The organism is Patescibacteria group bacterium (assembly GCA_034520665.1).
In the GTDB taxonomy this organism is placed as follows: domain Bacteria; phylum Patescibacteriota; class Patescibacteriia; order JAXHNJ01; family JAXHNJ01; genus JAXHNJ01.
This window is the reverse complement of record JAXHNJ010000001.1, coordinates 93,757-113,460: the sequence shown is the minus strand read 5'-3', so window position 1 is coordinate 113,460 and position 19,704 is coordinate 93,757. Positions and strand designations below refer to the sequence as shown.

16 protein-coding genes and 1 tRNA gene are annotated in these 19,704 nt (G+C 34.8%); 3 read left to right on the top strand and 14 right to left on the bottom strand.

The features are described 5' to 3' along the window. Positions 1–36: 36 nt before the first annotated feature. The 14 genes from U5L76_00585 to U5L76_00520 form a co-directional block, all read right to left on the bottom strand. Entirely contained in the window at positions 37–621 is a 585-nt protein-coding gene (locus U5L76_00585) for a YbaK/EbsC family protein (GenBank protein MDZ7798095.1), read from the bottom strand. Between the two features lie 22 nt (positions 622–643). Beyond that, positions 644–1,198, bottom strand: coding sequence for a hypothetical protein (locus U5L76_00580; GenBank protein ID MDZ7798094.1), 555 nt, complete (start codon positions 1,196–1,198; stop codon positions 644–646). After that, a complete protein-coding gene (locus U5L76_00575; protein MDZ7798093.1) occupies positions 1,191–1,511 on the bottom strand; it encodes a hypothetical protein in 321 nt (106 codons plus the stop codon). Before U5L76_00575 ends, U5L76_00580 begins: the two co-directional genes overlap by 8 nt. Next, the gene (gene aspS, locus U5L76_00570; protein MDZ7798092.1) at positions 1,498–2,889 is read right to left on the bottom strand and encodes an aspartate--tRNA ligase; all 1,392 of its coding nucleotides are present in this window, start codon (positions 2,887–2,889) and stop codon (positions 1,498–1,500) included. Before aspS ends, U5L76_00575 begins: the two co-directional genes overlap by 14 nt. 134 nt (positions 2,890–3,023) lie before the next feature. Continuing rightward, complete coding sequence (locus U5L76_00565) at positions 3,024–3,869, bottom strand: hypothetical protein (GenBank protein MDZ7798091.1); 846 nt, start codon at positions 3,867–3,869, stop codon at positions 3,024–3,026. 121 nt (positions 3,870–3,990) lie between these two features. Further along, positions 3,991–5,292 carry a serpin family protein gene (locus U5L76_00560; GenBank protein MDZ7798090.1) on the bottom strand — a complete coding sequence of 434 codons (1,302 nt, stop codon included), beginning with the start codon at positions 5,290–5,292 and terminating at the stop codon, positions 3,991–3,993. A 163-nt stretch (positions 5,293–5,455) separates the two neighbouring features. Further along, a complete protein-coding gene (asnS, locus tag U5L76_00555; GenBank protein MDZ7798089.1) occupies positions 5,456–6,742 on the bottom strand; it encodes an asparagine--tRNA ligase in 1,287 nt (428 codons plus the stop codon). A 105-nt stretch (positions 6,743–6,847) separates the two neighbouring features. Then, on the bottom strand, positions 6,848–7,324 hold the full coding sequence (locus U5L76_00550; protein MDZ7798088.1) for a hypothetical protein: 477 nt from the start codon (positions 7,322–7,324) through the stop codon (positions 6,848–6,850). A gap of 231 nt (positions 7,325–7,555) precedes the next feature. Next, the gene (locus tag U5L76_00545) at positions 7,556–8,143 is read right to left on the bottom strand and encodes a hypothetical protein (GenBank protein ID MDZ7798087.1); all 588 of its coding nucleotides are present in this window, start codon (positions 8,141–8,143) and stop codon (positions 7,556–7,558) included. Positions 8,144–8,152: 9 nt separating this feature from the next. Further along, positions 8,153–10,828 (bottom strand): HAD-IC family P-type ATPase, encoded by a 2,676-nt coding sequence (locus tag U5L76_00540; GenBank protein ID MDZ7798086.1) that lies wholly within the window; start codon positions 10,826–10,828, stop codon positions 8,153–8,155. A gap of 82 nt (positions 10,829–10,910) precedes the next feature. Beyond that, the gene (purH, locus tag U5L76_00535; protein ID MDZ7798085.1) at positions 10,911–12,446 is read right to left on the bottom strand and encodes a bifunctional phosphoribosylaminoimidazolecarboxamide formyltransferase/IMP cyclohydrolase; all 1,536 of its coding nucleotides are present in this window, start codon (positions 12,444–12,446) and stop codon (positions 10,911–10,913) included. Between the two features lie 119 nt (positions 12,447–12,565). Continuing rightward, a complete protein-coding gene (gene purB / locus U5L76_00530; GenBank protein ID MDZ7798084.1) occupies positions 12,566–13,942 on the bottom strand; it encodes an adenylosuccinate lyase in 1,377 nt (458 codons plus the stop codon). 180 nt (positions 13,943–14,122) lie between these two features. Continuing rightward, positions 14,123–14,198 (bottom strand) — tRNA-Lys (locus U5L76_00525). Between the two features lie 152 nt (positions 14,199–14,350). Beyond that, a complete protein-coding gene (locus tag U5L76_00520) occupies positions 14,351–17,005 on the bottom strand; it encodes a hypothetical protein (protein MDZ7798083.1) in 2,655 nt (884 codons plus the stop codon). Between the two features lie 174 nt (positions 17,006–17,179). Between U5L76_00520 and dnaB the strand changes: the two genes are divergently transcribed. The 3 genes from dnaB to recR all read left to right on the top strand — a co-directional run bounded on the left by dnaB (position 17,180) and on the right by recR (position 19,608). After that, positions 17,180–18,562: a replicative DNA helicase gene (dnaB, locus tag U5L76_00515; GenBank protein ID MDZ7798082.1), complete on the top strand. Its 1,383-nt coding sequence runs from the start codon at positions 17,180–17,182 to the stop codon at positions 18,560–18,562. Positions 18,563–18,696: 134 nt separating this feature from the next. Beyond that, a complete protein-coding gene (locus U5L76_00510; protein ID MDZ7798081.1) occupies positions 18,697–18,999 on the top strand; it encodes a YbaB/EbfC family nucleoid-associated protein in 303 nt (100 codons plus the stop codon). Between the two features lie 9 nt (positions 19,000–19,008). Further along, positions 19,009–19,608 (top strand): recombination mediator RecR, encoded by a 600-nt coding sequence (gene recR / locus U5L76_00505; protein MDZ7798080.1) that lies wholly within the window; start codon positions 19,009–19,011, stop codon positions 19,606–19,608. Positions 19,609–19,704 lie beyond the last annotated feature (96 nt).

Below are 19,704 nucleotides of genomic sequence, written 5' to 3'. Positions count from 1 at the left end.
TAACTTTTTTTAGAAAAAGAGAAAAGTTTAATTAATTTATTTTTTCTTCTTTCTCTTCGTCTTTTTTGAAGTCTTCTTTTTTTTCTTAGATCTCTTCTTCTTCTTTTTTCTTTTCTTCTTTTTCTTTGGCTTCTTTTTGTATTGAACTTTTAATTTAGCTGACTGGCCAATAGTACCGATAACCGGCTCCTCTTTTTTTATAAAATCTTTCATTTTAATAAGCAGACTCTCTGTAAAACTGCCAGCCCCAAAAAGAGCCTTTTTTATTTGGCTTAAGGGACGGTCTAAAATAAGAGTAATATCATAAAGACCGCCAAATGGAGTAATAGCGCCAGGTTTAATTTTTAATTTCTTAGCCATCTGTTTTTCCGAAGCCATTTTTACTTTCTTGGCTTTTAAGACTTTTTTTAATTTAGTTTTATCTAGACGACGATTGGCTCCTAAAACTACCAGATAATAATCAGAATCGGCTTTTATAAATAAAGTTTTAGCAATATTTTTTAGCTCATTGCGGGTAGTCTGGGCTAAATCATAAGCCGTAAAAACTTTTTTGTGTTCTAAAAGTTTATAATTAAGTCCGGTTTTTTTTAAATAGTTTTTAACTTTAACTGGAATTGACATAATTTTATTTATATTAATTTTTTTATTTAGATTTATTAAATCTTTTTTGTAAGTAAACTATTAAAAACACAAAAGCAATAGCAATAACACTCAAAACCACATAATTACCAATTTCACGATAATAACGGAAAAGATAATAGGCAAATTCCACAAAAACATGAGTTAAAAGAAATAAAATAGAAAAAAAGTAAGCTAGCAGTAAAATTCTGTTATAACTTTTCATTTTTTTACCCTGATTAGTATGATTAACCACAATAATAACCATCAAAAGCGGTACCAACAGACAAAAATGTAAAAGCAGACGAATAATTTCATATTGCTTTATATCACAAAACTTTTGTACAACCTGATAGCCAGAATTCTGACAAACTTCATAATAAGGGTTAAAAAAACGCGGCAAGTCGTGAAGTCCCAACTCCCATATAATTACAAAAACTATAAATAAAAGAATGCCAAAGAAAATTCCCCAAGCAGAATATTGATTTTTCAGCTTTTTTTCTTCTTCCTCTTCTTTTTCTTCTTCATTACCCTCGTCATTCTTATTTTCTTTTTTAACTGGTTGTATATAATTATCCATTTCTCATTTTTTTAATTTTAAAAGGTAATTTTTGTTGTTGACCCAAAAGCTTCTTGACCTGTTTTCGCCCTTTAGATGTTAAACGCACTTTTTCAATAAACCACATATGTGGAGTCCGCCGGCCATAACCGACTAAAAGCTCTTTTTGTATAAGTCTCTCTATTGATTTAGTAATAATATTCTGAATATCTCTTTTTTTTGGTTTTTTTCTTTTGTTTTTATAAAAATCTTCAAATATAGAGCGGTTTGTTTTTTGCGACTTTGAAAAATAGGAATTAACTAAAATATATTTTTGCAGATTAGATATTCTCATGTTTTTTATCAATAGAAATATGCTTTTCTTTAACTTCCGACTCCGGCAATTTAGAAGGAGCTCCCATCATCAGATCACGGGCATCTGAAGTTTTGGGGAAAGCCATTACTTCGCGGATATTCGGCTCACCCGCCAAAAGCATGACCAGGCGGTCTAGACCCGGAGCCATACCTCCATGAGGTGGCACCCCATATTCAAAGGCTTCCAAAATATGGCCAAAGCGTTTTTTTATTTCTTTTTGACTAAGCCCTAAAATTTCAAATATTTTTTGCTGCAAATCTTTTTGGTGAATTCTGATACTGCCGGTACCGATTTCATAGCCGTTTAAAACCAGGTCGTAAGAGAGGGCCTTTACTTTTTCCGGATTTTTATCTAAATTTTTTAAATCTTTTTCTACCGGTGCCGTAAAAGGGTGATGAGTGGAAACTAATTTTTTTTCTTTTTCTGCGCGCTCAAAAAGCGGCGGATTGACTACCCAGCAAAAAGCCAAGTTATCTTTGTCTTTTTTATTCTCCCGCAAATCAGGCTTATCACTTTGGTGTTTTTTCATAGCTTCTTCATAAGTAAGTATGGGGAAAGGCTTTTTAGCGATTTTCTTTTTCGGGCAAACACTCTTGACCAATTCAGTCATTAAGTTTTCCGTCAGCTCCATTATCTTTTTGTCGCTAGTAAAAGCCATCTCCAAATCCAGCTGGGTGAACTCAGCCTGGCGGTCGCCTCGAGCGTCTTCATCGCGAAAACACCGGGCTACTTGAAAATACCTTTCAAAACCGCTGATCATTAAAAGTTGTTTAAACTGCTGCGGTGATTGCGGTAAAACATAAAACTGGCCCGGAAAATTCCTGGAAGGCACAATGTATTCTCGAGCTCCTTCAGGGGTCCCTTTGGTTAAAAGAGGGGTTTCAATTTCATAAAAATTTTTATTATGCAGCCACTGGCGAATAAACCAAATCACTTTATCCCGTAAAATAATATTATTTTTCATACGCTCATGACGCAGATCCAAATAACGGTATTTTAGCCTTAATTCTTCGTTAGCCTGCCGCTCTTCATTTTCAATCTCAAAAGGCGGAGTTTTGCTTTCTGATAAGATTTTTAAGCTGGTAGCCTGAATTTCCACCTCACCGGTCGGTATTTCCGGATTAATATTTTTTTCGCTTCTTTTAGCTACTTTACCCTCTAATTCAATCACATATTCCGGTTTTAAATCTTTAGCTTCTTTAAAGCCTTTGTCTAAAACGACCTGGATAATCCCCTCTTTGTCGCGCAAGTCAATAAAAACAATCGAGCCCATTTTGCGGACATTATTGACAAAGCCAGCTAGTTTAACTTTTTTATCAATTTGGTCTAATGTTTCGTTCGTAAAAATTCGTTGCATGATGTTAGTTAATTGGTTGATTAATTAATCAGTTAATTGATTTAAAGCCTTTTTTGTTCATGGAATAAGTTAATTAGTTAATTAAGTTGTTTAGTTTATTAATCCGGATTGCGAATCACGAGTTTCGAATAATCCTACTTAGTAAATTCAAGAGTAGATAAAATGTTTTTTAATATTAAGACTTTGTTATCAGCTAAAGAAACACTTAGGTTGTATAATTTACTATGGTGTAGAAAATATGCATGTTCAAATTTACCTCCAGAACTATAATTACCAAGATGATAAATAGCGTTCTCATCACAGACTGTAATTTCTTCTTCAACTGATGGTGCCGTGCCTCCTCTTCCTAAATCTAACCAATTTTTTAAGCCCTCAAAATTAACCCCACCCACTGCTGAGTTCCAACTCGGCGTTCCTTGGGTAATATTAAATTGAATACCTTTAATTATCTCTAAGTTAAGGGGCGTTTCATTTGTTTGATAATCACTAGTTTGAATGGTGGTAACAATTTGATCACTATATTTATTTGTTTGGTTATCTCTAATAATATTACTTATTTCTTTCGGATATTCTAATTGAATATTTAATTTTTCATTTACATAACTAACCCAGTTATCGTTATCTTCTGCTGAAGAATTTGTATTCAAATTTTTATTCACAACCACCACGGTATTGGTATTTTCATTCTTGTTTAGATTTACGGCTGTGTTAGCATTAAGATTAGTATTCTCATTTTCATTAAGATTTACAGCTTTATTAGTGTTAAGATTCTCATTTTTATCGGTAACTGAATTTATGTTTTCATTCTCGTTTGAATTTATAGCCACATTAGTATTCAAATTAGTGTTTTTATTACTAACTATATTGGTATTATCATTTCCATTCTTTATATACTTGACATAGCCAAAGCTAAGTCCGGCGATTAAAACAGCGACGATCAGTCCGAGGATTAATATTGTTGTTAAGCCTTTTTGGTTCATGAAATAAGTTAATTAGTTACTTAGTTGATTGGTTGATTTGTTACTTAGTTAATTGATGATTAGTGATTACTTGATAAGTTAACTATTAAATTATGACTCTCAAGTCTCAAATAACCCTACCTTAATATTCCGGATTATTAATAATACCCATAAAAAGATTCTCACCTATTTCATTATCTCTAATGGCAAAGAAGTAGGGTTTATTAACTAACATATTAAAAGATTCCTGGGGTTCTTCAGCGGTTGTAATGATTTTAACACTAGTAACAGCCGCTGCTTCAGTGCCCTCTTCATTAACCTCAACAAAAGTCTTATGCAAAACATCACTAATATATACATCCGCCGCTATTTTATTAAAATCAGCGCTAGCAGTAAAAGCCTGCTTCATACCCAAGTCTTTTAAATATGAATTAAGACTTTTTTCATATTCAAGCTTTATTTTTGGCAGATACAAATATCCTTCTTTAGTGGAAAAATCTTTTAGCCAATCATGCCAATTTTCAGAATTTAATTCTGCCATAAATGACTCAAGATCATCCTTTGGTAAAAAGACATACATACTAAGCCGTTCATTTTCACCGTAAGGTAACTTTACCGCTTGGAAATCATTGTTCTCTAAATAGGCATAATCTTCACGCTGGTACATGAAATCATGTTGTTCTTCAGTGTTATCACCGTTATAAAAAGGGCGTTCTTGGGTGTTTTCAGGTTTAAACTCCTTGGTCCAGATACCTTTAAAATAAGTGGCGTTAATCAGATACATAATCACGTCAGAAGAAATGGGGTCGTTTACTATACTCTCAATTTTATCTTTAGTATTTTCTTTAACCCAGTTATTTATTTCGTCAACAGATTCTTTTTGGTTAAAATCCAAAGCTTTAGCAGTAGCTTCATACCAAGTTTGTAAAGTATTTATAAAATCCTGTTTTGGTTTAAAACCAGACCTAGTCCAAATGGAATTAGCTATAGCCACTTCAACATCCGGATCAATATCTTTATATTGAGTAATCAAATTTTTAGTTTGTTTATTTAAATCCTCCATAGAAATATCGGAAATGGCCAAAGTCTCGGCTATTTCGGCTTTGGTCTGACTGTCGCTACCCTGATAAACCATGGAAAGAGCTAAAGCAATACTAGTCGGAGAAATAAAGATATTATCCTTTTTTGCTGATTGATATAATTTATCTAAAATATTTAAACCAAAAATAGTGTGGGCCTGACTTAGGCTATCAACTGGTATCATAGAACTTGAATTTGTATTTATATTTGCTTGAGAGGAATTCAAATTTATTTTACTGCTAGTAGTATTACTATTTGTTTCTTTTTTTGGTTTCAAATAAACATAAGCTGAAGAAAAGCCAATAATAATAAGAGCTAAAATTAAACCAAGAGATAATATTTGAGTTAAGCCTTTTTTGTTCATGGAATAAGTTAATTAGTTGATTAAGTTAACTGGTTGAATAGTTGATTATTTTTACAATTAAACTAACCAAACATAGTAAAACACAGCATAACTAATAACCAAAACCGCCAAAACAAGCATAAGAATTATTAATTTGTTTGAACCTTGTTCTTGTTCCATATATTTATGGTCTTAATCGATTAAGCATTCTTGGGAAGGGAATAGTTTCGCGAATATGATCTAGTCCGCAGATCCAAGCCACAGTCCTTTCAATACCAATGCCAAAACCGGAATGTGGAAAAGTGCCATATTTTCTCAAATCAAGGTACCACTGATAGTCTTTGATGGGAATACCGGCTTTTTCCATATTGGCTTTTAAAATCTCATAGTCATCCTCTCTTTGTGAGCCGCCGATTATTTCACCATAGCTTTCAGGAGCAATCAGATCTGAATTTAAAACCAGCTTTTTATTTTTCGGATCTTGCTTCATATAAAAAGGTTTGGTTTCTTTAGGCCAGTGAGTGACAAAGACTGGTTTATCAACATCTTCAGAAATAGCCGTTTCTTCTTCGGCCCCAAAGTCATCACCAAATTTAATTTTAAAGCTTTTTTTATTTAATTCGTTGATTATCTCTTCATATTTTTTACGGATAAAAGGAGCTTTAATTTTTTCCAGTTTTTTGGTGTCACGCTTTAGGTTTTTTAAATCTTTTTTATTATTTTCCAAAACATATTTTACGATATAGGCCACCATATTTTCCTGAATTTCTAAATTTTCTTTATGTTCAACAAAAGCCGCTTCGGCGTCCAACATCCAAAATTCCATCAAGTGTTTTCTAGTTTTTGATTTTTCCGCCCGGAAAGTTGGTCCAAAATCATAAACCCGACCCAAAGCAGCGGCTGTGGCTTCAATATAGAGCTGACCGGACTGCGAAAGATAAGCCGGTTGGTCAAAATAATCAGTTTCAAAAAGCGTAGTGGTGCCTTCACAAGCCGTCGGAGTTAAAATAGGAGAATCAGTGAGGATAAAACCTTCTTCTTTAAAAAATTTACGAGCGGCCCAGATAATCGCGTCGCGTAGCCTTAAAATAGCCCGCTGACGACTGGAACGCAGCCAAAGATGCCGGTGATTCATCAAAAATTCGGTACCGTGGGACTTTTTGCCAATCGGATAACGCGGGGCCACTTGAATTACTTTTAAATCACTGACCTGCAGTTCATATCCTGTCGGGGCTTTAGGCTGTTTAACCACCTTACCCTTTATTTCTACTGAGCTTTCAATAGTTAATTTTTGGCAGCTTTCAAAAACTTTATCAGAAACATCATTTTTGGCCACTATAGCCTGAATAACACCAGTACCGTCCCGAAACTGTAAAAAAAAGATGCTTCCAGAGGAGCGGATATTAAATATCCATCCCTTTAAAAGCACTTTCTTGTCTATAAATTGACTAATTTCGGAAACATAAGCCATATTATGTTGTTTTTACCTTTTTATCAATAATATCTATAACCTTATTATAACTAATTTTAGCCCTTTCGTCAAAAAAATAGGAAAAAAACCCGTTAATTGCAATAATCAGAAGCCCCTAAATTGCTCATAGAAAGGATCTAATTTATACAAAGAATTATTTTTCCTAATTTCAATATACTGATGAATTGTTAATCTTTTTGTGATTGTCCATTTAATTCTGATATCATTTTCTTTAAAGTGTCCTGTGTTTATTAATAAAGTTTTCAGAATTAAATTTTGTGAATGACACCACAAAAATTGTTTATTTTTTAACAATTCATCAACATTATATTTGAAAAGTTGCTTCAAAGAATTTATACTTATGATTTTTCTATGTCCTTCATATTGTTTTATCAAAAAATCATAAACATTTCTAATTGTTTTTTCTTTATTCTTTGATTTTAGCTTTTTAGCAACTTTTCTTATTCCATTACTTGATTTTATTTTTGGCTTTATCAAGTAATTAGGAAAGATTATGTAAGGAAAAATAATCCCTAAGCATATCCATAACCCTGCGAGTGTTATTCCTATTTTTGTAATCATAATTAAATAGGATCCTTTCTATTTTAAATAACTTGTGAATAGAACGGGGCTTCTGATTACTTCTCACTTCGTTCGACCACGTTGCACTCTCGCTACGCTCGGGACAATTAACAGGGCTTAAAGGGTTCGCTCGTTGCACTTCGCTCTCCCAAGTTTTTTCTCTGCGAGAAAAAACTTCCCTTAAGCCCGATGTTATCAGTAATATAGGCTTTTTAGGTTTTTATGAATTAATTATTTTCTTCTTTTAAAACTTAATAATAGCCAGAAAATAATAACTATTACTATGCCCGCTATTATATTCCACATCATATCATCAGCTGTGTCATATAAGTCAGTCACTCGCCTGGTGGCAAACCATTGATCACCCAAAAATTCACTGACTTCATAAATTGATGAAAGAAAAACAGCTAACGATATAGAGTAAAGCGATAAATTAAATTTTCCTAGTTTTATTTTACCTTTTTTATTAAGCTCATAAAAAATAAAAAAGAAAGCCAAGGTTAAAGCTCCTGAGCCAACTACATGCGCCAGTTTATCCCACCAAAGTATTTTTTCATAAAGTCCGGCAAAGTTACCCAGGGCATCAAACCAAACCGCTAAAGCTGTCGTCCAGGCAATATAAAAAGGCAGAGATATTTGCAACTTTGATTTTGTTTTTTGAAAAACAATTAATAAAACTATTATAGCTGACAAGCCAGTTAAAGCCAGGGCTGCTTGCCTGACAGGTGTATCATAACTAGAAAAAATTTCAATAAAAAATAAAAATATTAATGAGAATATAGCCAGGTAAAATAATAGCTTATTCGTTTTCTCTTTCATTTTTTCTTGCTAATTTTTTCTTTTTTTTGACGCAAAAAAGTGTTTAGTAATTTCAATAATAATTATTTCTATCAAAGTAGTTAATACAATAACTCCCCAGTGAATAAGCCCCAAAGATTCGGTTCGCAGCACTCTTTGTAAGAAAGGCACATAGACAGCCGCCAATTGGAGAAAAAGACAAAATATGACTGCGGCTACTAAGGCTTTGTTTTTAAAAGGATTCATTTTCAGGATTGAACGTCGTAAACTGCGAATACTAAAAGCCAAAGGCAAAGAATCAAAAGCTAAATTGGTAAAAGCAATAGTACGAGCCAATGTTAAATTGCCGGTAGTTTCATAAAAATAGACAAAAATTATAAAAGAAGCTATAGCACTTAAAACACTAATAATAGCAATCATTACTTTCATTTCTGTATTTAAGACACTGCTAATCAGTCCTTCGGGCTTTTTTTTCATTATTTCTTTATCCGCCGGCTCCATAGCCATAGCTAATGAAGGAAAAGTATCATCAATTAAATTAATCCAAAGAATTTGAGCCGCTAAAAGAGGCAAAGGGTACCCCAAAATAAAACTGCCGGTAATTAATAATATTTCTGAAAAACCATCCGATAATAAATAAAGTACTACTTTTTTAATATTATCAAAAATAACCCTTCCCTGTTCCACGGCCTTTTCAATGGTCTTAAAATTATCATCCATAAGAACCAAGCCAGCCGCCCCCTTAGCCACATCAGTACCTGAGCCCAAAGCTATGCCAATATTCGCACTCTTTAAAGCCGGCGCATCATTAACTCCGTCACCAGTCATAGCTACTACCTCGTCATTAGCCTGCCAAGCATCTACAATGCGTAGTTTGTCTTCTGGCGAAACTCGGGCGTAGACTGAAATTTCTTTTACTTTTTTCTTCAGTTCATAGTCACTTAATCTTTGCAATTCTTTACCTTCTATAATATTTTCGTTTTCAGCTGGTAGTCCCAACTCCTGAGCAATAGACTGGGCCGTTAATTTATGATCACCAGTAATCATGACCGACTTAATACCGGCTTGTTCCACTAATTTAAGGGTCTCTTTGGCTTCCTTACGCAAGGGATCTTTTAGAGCCATAAATCCGACAAAAATTATGGCTTTATCTTCTTCTTTTTCAAACTCTTCCAAAGAACGAATCTGGCCTCCAAGGCGCTTATAGCCAAAAGCTAAAATACGCAAGCCCTTATTAGAAAGTTTTTCAAACTTTTTTTTCAGTTCTTTTTGCTTGGGTCCGGTCATTTTTATACGCTGGCCGTCACTATCAATATAGTTCGACATTTCCAATATTTTTTCCGGGGCTCCTTTGACAAATATAATATTTTGCTCTTTAGAGTAATGATGTAAAGTAGCCATGTATTTTATTGTGGAGTTAAAAGGAATCTCATCTATTCTTTTGTACTCTTTTTCTAATTCACTTTTTCTCAAACCCAGCTTAATACCGGCATTTAAAAGAGCTCTTTCCGTCGGATTGCCACCAGCTATTTTCCATTTTTTTAAATCATCTTCCTCGTTTTCAATAAAAGCGTCATTACAAAGCATACCAATTTTTAAGGCAAAGATGAAACTTTCAGCGCTATCCTTATTAATAGCTGTTTGCGGATCTTCAGTAGAAAAATCATGCTTGTTAGTAATAATTTGAGAAACATGCATAATACCTTCAGTTAAGGTGCCAGTTTTATCGGTACAAATTACTGTGGTTGAACCCAAGGTCTCAGCTGAAAGTAAATTACGCACTAAAGATTTATGTTTTAAAATTCTCTGCATGCCAATAGTCAATATTAGAGTAACAGCAATTAAAAGACCTTCGGGAATAGCCGAAACAGCTACGGCTACAGAAGTAGTAAACATTTCAATAAATTCCCGACCGGTAAAAAGACCAATGACTAGTAAAAGAGCACTAACCACTAAAACAATAATGGCCAATCGCCGAGAAAAGCGAGTTAATTTGACCTGGAGTGGAGTCTTGTTTTGCTCGGTTTCTTTAACCAGTTTAGCAATTTTACCAAATTCTGTGTTGTCTCCGATGTTAGTGACTACCGCCCGAGCACTGCCTTCAGCTAGGACTGTACCCATATAAAGCATATTCTGGCGGTCCGGCAGAGAAGTTTCTTTGGATATTTTATGGCTAAATTTTTCAATCGGATAAGCCTCCCCGGTCAGACTAGCTTCATTTACTTTTAAATTCTTAGCTGAAATAATACGGGCGTCAGCCGGAATTTTATCACCGGCATAAAGCACTAAAACATCGCCAGGCACTAAATCCTCAACATTAATTTCAGATTCCTGCCCATTACGAAAAACCAAAGTTTTTAAAGTAATAACTTCTTTTAATTTTTTAAGAGCATTTTGAGCCTTACGCTCTTGAAAAAAGCCAATAATAACATTAATAATGACCGCCGCTAAAATAACATAGCCATCCATATAATCGCCCAGAAAAAAACTAACCACCGTAGCAGCTAGCAAAATATAAACTAAAGAACTTTTAAATTGGCTAAAAAATAATTTTAGCCAAGGCATTTGTTTTTCCTTTGGCAATTCGTTTTTTCCAAATTCTTTTTTTCTGTTTTTAACCTCTTCTTGACTTAGCCCGTGCCCTGAAGAATCAAGCTTTTTTAAAGCTTGATCAGAGCTTAATTTATACCATTTTGTTTTGGTCATATTACCTTTATTTTAGCATAAAAAAAACCAAAGAAAAAACCCCGATCGCGCCAAAGCGTGATGGGGTTTATCAAATTACAAATTAATGTCTAAAGAGCCGGTGATCAAGGTAGTAAAAAGCTACACCTAGTTCATCAGCTTTAGCTATTACCTTCTTCCTCCTGAGACCGGCTGTTGGAGCATTGGGACCGGCAATTACCTTAATTCCTGCCTTAGCTAAAACTTCCAGTCCGTCCGGAAAGGGGAAAAAACCGTCAGTCACAGCCACAGACTGATTAAGTCCGTGCTCATTATTATTTGCCGATTCAACAGCTCTTTGACAAACCTCAACTCGAGAAGCACCGCCACGACCATAACCGATCATTTTTTTGCGACGTGTAATGGCCGTTGCATTTGAGGAGAGAAACTTACAGCACGTGGCCGCAAAAATCAGCTCTTCAAGCTGCTTTTGCGTAGCTTCTTTTTTACCCGCCTGGATGAAATTAGTAAGCTCAGGTAAAAAAGTATCTGGCTCTTGAATAAGACAGATACCCATTTTCATCTTAGTTTCCCGCTGGAGTCGACCAAATAACAACTTATTAGTTTGGATTATCCGAATATTACCGTGGGAAGCGACTAATTTATTAAGAGCTTCTTGAGAAATATTGAAACAAATCAAAGTTTCAAAAAATTTATCTTCCATCAGATCCACTGTGGCTTCATCTACCAAACCGTTTATGGCCACCGTACTGCCAAAAGCAGACAAGGGATCACCAGACCAGGCTCTTTTAAAGGCCAGACTAGTATTTTCAGCTAAAGCCACACCACAGGGAGATAAATGTTTAAAAATAGCACAAGCTTTTTCCATATCGAAATGATTAATCATTTCCACAGCCCAGGCAATTTCTTCCCAGTTAGTATAAGAAAGGTCTTTGCCAGCATAGAGGATTTTATAATCCTCTTCATTATAATGAACACCCGCTGTTATCTGATGAGGATTAGTGCCATAACGCAGTGTTTCACCATTTGTACCGGCTATTACTAAAAAGTTTTCACCATACTCATCAGCCATACGAGAAGCAATAACACTGTTATAACGAGTCATTAAAGCAAAAACTTCAGTGGCTAATTTAGCTCTCATTGGCTCTCTTACCCGACCGTGTTCTTTTAATTCTTTAATAACCAATGACCGGTGTTCCAGAGAACAAATGACAGTTACCCCGTGATGGTAATTCTTAGCAGCCCCGCGGATCATAGTCGGTCCACCAATATCCACTTTATCCAAAACTTCAAGTAAGGTTCTGTCAGGATCATTAGCATACTCGACTAGATGATAGAGGTCAACACAGACTAAGTCAAAACGAGGAATACCATGTAAGCTCTGAAGGCTCCGATCTTCAGAAGTAGCCCGTCCCAGAATACCGCCATGAATTCTCGGATGAAGAGTTTTTAAGCGTCCATCCATCATCTCTGGAAAATCAGTAATTTGCTCAACGTCGGTGACCGGAATTCCGAATCCGCGGAGAAAATTAGCTGTCCCCCCTGAGGAAACAATTTCTACTCCCATCTTGTCAAGCTCACGAGCAAATTCAAGAATACCTTCTTTATCAGCTACACTGATCAAAGCTCTCTTTATCATAATTTCTCCTTTCTTTGGTTTTAAAGAGCTCTTTTTCCACAATTAACAAGTTAATTATCTTAGCAAATGATATTAAAAAAGTAAAGAAAAAACCCCGAAATAAATTCGGGGTAAAATTTTTAACAGTTATCCGGTAAAGCTCGGTCCGGATCAAGGTTAAATCTTTGATAAACTCGCGGTAATACCTCATGGAGCCTGGATTGAAAATTGAAGCACCCTCTTATTTTTTCAGCCGATACTACTTCAGCTACTACCTGACCACTTCCTGGTATACTGGCCTGCAATACTGACTGCATAAAGGAAGTATCTTCTTCCATAGCCCGGAAAGCTGCGGTTTGAACTAATCGGTAAACATCCTCCGGATTAATACCAGTATCGGCCAGCAAGGTCTTAACTTCTTCACTAGCCCAGCAGCCGTTAGTGCGATCAATATTCAAAGCCATCCTTTCCCGGAAAACCACCAGGTGGCTAATAACCCAGTTCATTTGGCGCAGCATGTAAACCACTAAACCAGTGGCATCAGGTAAAATAATTCTTTCCGGTGAAGACTGAGAAATATCCCTTTCTTCCCAAGTAGCAATATTCTCCATAGCTACCAGGGCGTTGGCTCTGAGTAGGCGCGACTGGCCGGTCAATCTTTCCAGAATAATCGGATTCTTCTTGTGAGGCATAGCCGAAGAGCCTTTCTGTTTTTTACTGCGGGGCTCTTGAATCTCCAGCGTTGAAGTCTTAGACCAATGCCTAAGATCAACAGCCATTTTTTCCAGACAAGATCCAATTACGGCTATCTCCGCCAAGAAACGGGCAATATTGTCGCGCAGAGTTATTTGGGTGGCCGCCGGCCGCACTTTAAGATTAAGAATTCTCAAAGCCTCTTCTTCCAGTTCCGGATCAATAGTCAGATAATTACCAATAGCTCCGGACATCTTGACTTCTCTGAGCTGCTCAAGTATAAAGGCCAGATTTTCATCAGCTCTTTCAATAGCTTCCAGGTAGCTGCATAGTCTCCAGCCAAAAGTAGTCGGTCTGGCGTCCTGCCCATGGGTTACTCCGATACAAAAAGTCCACATGTGTTGACTGGCTTTCTCTCTTAGGCAGTCAGCAAGACTTTTCAGTTCACGGTGTATTATCCCTCCGGCTTTTAACAGCTGAAGGGCCAAAGCCGGCTCTTCTGTGTCATAGGAAGTCATTTCTTCATGGAAATATTTCCGTAAATTTTCATCTAGATAACTGCGGACATTATCAACAAAGGCCTGAAGATCATGATGAATAATCTTATCAATAGCCTGCACTTCGGAAACTTTGAAGCGGGCCTTTTTTCTTATCTGTTTGTAAACATTCTTCGGATAATCACCACGCTGGTATCTGGCTTTGATCATGGCTAGCTCTACCTTTAGCCAGTATTCAAACTTTGAACGTAAGCGCCAGATTCTAGCCACATCTTTCGGATTATAACGCTTAATCATAAATCCTCCTTTTTGGTTAAAAGACACCATTTATTACTTCTAATAAAATGTGCGAGTATTTCACTTTATAAAAAAATATAATAAAAGTCAAATAAAAAAACCTCTGGTGGGTCGTAAGAGTCTCCCGCCAGAAGCAGACAAGCGAACCGTAATATCTTGGCACAAAATACAGAGTACTCTAAATTCTATTGTATTAAAAAAAGAATGTTTTGGTGGGTCGTACAGGTCTCGAACCTGTGACACCCTGCTTAAAAGGCAGGTGCTCTACCAACTGAGCTAACGACCCAACAAAATATTCTTTTCCTTATACTTAAGTTTAACTTTGGAAATGATAGCACAGATAATTAAAAATATCAAGCTTAAATAATATTTCAATTTTAGAGTAATAACAATAACTAAAAAACTACTTTTTCAATAAATAGTGACTATTCTAAGTCTTTATTTGCAAAAACATTTCCAGCGAGCATCAGTCGCTTTAGAATTAAAATAACAATTATTATAACCGGCTGAAGTAGCTCCATTTTTACAATCAGCTGCTGAATTCCAGGTTTCAGCCGGTTTTCCATAAATCCCCTGAGAAGTTACTGCTTTCTCACTCGTACAGGTTTTTCCAATTGACTGGCAATAGGCGGAGCATGTTTCAAGTCCGGTTAAATTTACACACTCCGACCAAGCGCCGATGATTGATTTACCTTCACCCATTATATTATATCCGCCATAATATTCAGTTTTATCATCATAGCCGTCACCATCAGTATCTTTTTTATACTTATTACTGCCAAGATATGATTCTATTATATCTTTAATACCATCACCATCACCATCATTATCCATATCAACATTATTGGAATTAGTGTTAATATTAGTATTACTAAAGTTAGAACCACCAATAAACGTATTTTTACCTGAGACAAATTCATCTAAAGAATGTCTAAAGGATAAAGAGGCTTCAGAAGAAATATCCTCTATGCCTAAGTCAAAATTAATATCAAATTTATAAGTTTTGTTATCATTTTCCGTCATGTATTGACAAAATTCTCCTTTTAATAAATCTTCACACATATAACCGTCACTCTTATCATAATAATATATTTCATTATTATTTACTGCTTCTTCCAGCTTATTAATGGTTTCAGGAAATGTTTCATATTTTGCTTTATAACGACTTAGAAGATCTTTTGTTCGGTGAACGATTTTTGATTGTTCTTTAGCCACTAAAACATCATAATTACTTTTTTCCACTCCTTTTTTTACAAAATTAGATTTTTCTTTAATTTGGTCAGTAATAGGAGAATAACGATCAGCTATATTTTTGCCTTTTCTCCATTCGTTTTTTTCATTAGTAATACTATTTATTCCTATTCCTTCTTTAGAATTAGTGGAATATAGTATGCCGTAGCTTGTATATTCTTTTTCAGAAGGTTTTGGCTCCTGTTCAACATCATTCATATTATATTCTAAACTATAATTATTGCCTTTAACTTCATAAATATAATCTTTTTCTGTGTTTAAATCTTTGGTATTACGGGTTACTTTTGAAAGTTTATCAGGAAACTTTTTGTTTTCAATATAGTATTCCATTAATTTTTCCCGAATAAATAGGACCTTTTCGGCCTGTTTTCTGTCTCTATACGCTTCTTTTGAAAGACCTAGTTTCTCGCGTTCAATTTCATCAGCGTCCACATAAGATGAGGGAACTTTTACTTTTGAGGGATTATTATGATTCCACATTTTAACTGTAAAACCCATGTTTATTTGTTTGTCTTTATATATTTTTAGATCTTCAGGTGGTACAATACGCGAATTAAATGACAACTGCATAAGATCTCCGGTCCCCGGATGAAGAGCTACTTTGATCCTAATATTTTTCATAGCTTTTTCTATTTTTTGTTTAATTTCATTTTCTTCTTCTTGAGTAAGTTCTTTTTGACTAATATTAATAATCTTAGAAATATTAGTATTACTATTATCATTTTGAATACTTTTTATCCAATCAGGAACTACTTCACTATTTATCTCTACTTCAAACTCAGGAGCTTCAATACCTTCAATCTTTACCTTATTACCAGTTTGTTTAAAAATAAGAAGTTTTTTATCTCTGGTTTTAGAAATAAAATCTCTGGCTTTATTAATAAAATCCTCTCCTTTTTCTTCAACCTTTGAGACAAAATCATTTATCTCTTCATTCATTGATGAAGCTTTAATCCATTCACCTTGATGTCCCTGAGTAATATCAATATAAGGAAATTCAGAAACTTTATAATAAACATTATCTTTTATCAACTTTCCTGCTAAATCTATAAGCATAGTCATTGAATCCGTTTTAAAATCACCATTAACTACCATTTCTACATCGGGTAATTCATTTTTTTCTTTTACTTTTGATAAATCAAATCCGCTGCCACTAAATGTTAAATTAAGTCTTGACTCCCCGGCTAAATACATCCCTATTTTTTTTTCGTATTCTTCAAAAGTTTCTCCGGAAAAAAAGGATAACATATCAGAGTTTGCACTATTAGAATTTTCATTTGTTTTTTCTAAGCCAATATTAGTGGTTATATCCTCTATAGTATAGGAAGTAATGGCCTTAGCTGGATTTATTAAATTAATACCAAAATTAGATTTTTTATTTAATTTACTAAATTTGTCTGTACGGTCAGCTACTTCCACTAAAAAATTCATGGTAAAATCACTGCTTTTAAATTCCTTAAAGCGTTCATACATCATACCAACTAGCTCTGATTCTTCCGCCTGAAAAAAAGGTATCTTATATTTAAGGTCTGTAAAATAAACCGCACAAAAGCCCCCTATAATTAAAACCAGCCCGCTAATAAGGGCTGCTAATTTCCAAGAGAATTTTTTTCTTAATTTTTCATCGGCAAAAGATGGCGAGGTGAATTGTTTTTGGTCATTATTTGTTTCTTCCTTATTTAAACTTGGCCTTTCTTGCTTTCCTGAATTATTTTCTTTTGACGCTTCAGAAAAGGGTAAATTGCTCTCTACATTATTATTTGATTTTTCTATAATTGGTTTTTCGTTATTTTTAACTTTTTCTCCAATATTATTAGTCTCTTCTTTTTTTTCTTTAAACATAATTATAATATTAATTTTATTCCTTTTATATTATATCATAAAATAAGAAAAAAATCAAATCTATTAATATTTTTTGTTTGTGTATAAAGCTGGGTAAAATCCTGTTGAAATCACTGCTTGTTTATATAAGTAGTATTTGATAAGATAAATTATACTTAATTTATAGATAATTTTATGGCCAAACAAAAAAAATCCGATGATATGACCCGGATTGGCAAAATACCGCCTCAGAATATTGAGGCGGAAAGATCTGTTTTAGGTTCTCTTTTGATTGATAAAGACGCCATTGTTAAAATTGCTGATATTATCAAGCCAGGAGATTTTTATCAGGAAAAACATAAAATTATTTTTGAAGCTATATTAGAAATTTATGAAAAACGCGAGCCGATTGACTTACTCTCCTTATCCAATAAATTAAAAGAAAAAAAGCAGTTTAAAGCCATTGGCGGACAAAGTTATTTGGCTGACCTAACTAATCAAGTACCAACGGCTTCTAATATTGTTAACTACGCCAATATCGTCCAGAAAAAAGCTACTTTAAGACGATTAATCGGCGTTTCTTCAGAAATTGCCCGTCTGGGTTATCAAGAGACTGATGATGTTCAAGAGGTTTTAGACCAGGCTGAGCAAGCCATTTTTCAGGTCTCGCAAAAACACATGCGGGAACTTTTTGTACCCATTAAAAATGTGCTCACCGAAGCCTTTGACCGTATTGATGAATTGCATAAAGAAAAAGGTAAACTTCGAGGTATAGCCACTGGTTTTTCTGACCTTGATAATATGTTAGCTGGCTTGCAAAAAAGTGATTTAGTTGTCTTAGCGGCCCGACCTTCGCTAGGCAAAACCTCACTAGCCCTGGATATGGCTCGCCAGGCCGCTATTAAAGTAAAAGTGCCAGTTGGTTTCTTTTCCCTGGAAATGTCAAAAGAACAGCTGGTTGACCGTATGCTTTGTGCTGAAGCCAGTGTTGACTTGTGGAAAATGAGGACTGGCAAACTTTCAGAAAGTGATGAAGAAGATGATTTTCCCAGAATTGGTCATGCTATGGGTGTTTTATCTGAGGCTCCGATATTTATTGACGATTCTTCAATTACTTCAGTTATGGAAATAAGGACTAAAGCCAGGCGTCTACAAGCCGAGCACGGCTTGGGTTTAATTATTGTTGATTATCTGCAGTTGATGGAAGGTCGAGCCAAGGCTGAAAGTCGAGTCCAGCAAATTGCCGAAATTACTAGAGGATTAAAAGGTATTGCTAAAGAGCTGAATATCCCTGTTTTGGTTCTTTCACAGCTTTCGCGGGCTACTGAACAAAGAACCCCGCCTATTCCTAAACTGTCTGACTTGCGTGAATCAGGTTCTATTGAGCAGGATGCCGACGTGGTTCTCTTTATTTACCGAGAAGAAGTCTACAAAAAAGACACTGATCGTAAAGGTATTGCTGATATTTTAATTTCCAAGCACCGTAACGGTCCGACTGGTCAAATTGAGCTTTTCTTTGATGAAACTAAAGTTTGCTTCAAAAATTTAGAAAGAAAACTGGAGGAAGAACCATTCTAATATGTTATAATTATTCAAACTGTTGAAACTGTTAGAAAATGTTTTTAAATTATAAGAGATAAAATAATCTCTTTTTTTTATAACCAATTTATGGTATAATACTAAAGTCTTAATAATTAATTTTTTAATATTTTATGTTTAATAAAATTAAACAATTCAAAAATTTAAGAGATCAGGCTAAACAACTTAAAGAGCAATTGGCCGAAGAAACGGTTAAGGCTGACTGGAAAGATAAAATAAATATGGTCATGGATGGTAATCAAAAAATCTTAAGTGTTGATATTAGCCCTGAGATGCTAAACCCGGATAAAAAAGAAGACTTAGAAAAAGGTATAAAAGCTTGTCTGGCTGACGCTATTAAAAAATCACAAATGGCTGCGGCCCGAAAAATGCAGGGTCTGGGAGGTTTAGAGGGCATGAATCTGCCAGGGATGTAAAAAAAATCCATGTCAAAATATCCCGAGGCTATTGAAAACTTAATCACTGAGTTTAATAAACTCCCTGGTATTGGCCGTAAATCAGCCGAGCGCTTTGTTTTTTATTTATTAAAACAACCTCCGCATGAATTAAAGAATTTAGGGCTGGCTATTGAAAATATAAAAACAGAAATTAAACAATGTTCAGTTTGTCAGAATTTTTCAAAAGAAGACCCTTGCCCTATTTGCGTTTCTTCAGCCCGGGATAAAAATATTATTTGTATTGTGGCTCAGCCACAGGATGTTTTAGCCATTGAAAAAACTAGTCAATATCAAGGTACTTACCATGTACTACATGGTACTCTAAACCCACCCGAAGGTATTACCCCCCAAAAATTAAAAATAAATGAATTACTTAAAAGGGTTGAGAAAAATAATATAAATGAAATTATTCTGGCCCTTAATCCTGACATAGAAGGTGAATCCACCTCTCTGCATATTAAAAAATTGCTATCCCCTTTTAATCTAAAAATTACTCAGCTAGGCCGCGGGCTGGCTATGGGTTCTGAATTGGAATATGCTGACGAAATTACCCTGTCTAACGCTTTAAATGACCGTAAAAAAGTTTAAAAGATTTATAAACTAAAAATTGACTAGACCAAGTTCCCAGCCCACCTGTTGATGCAGTTAGCAGAACAAGCTTAACCTGTTCTACTTATTAAAGGT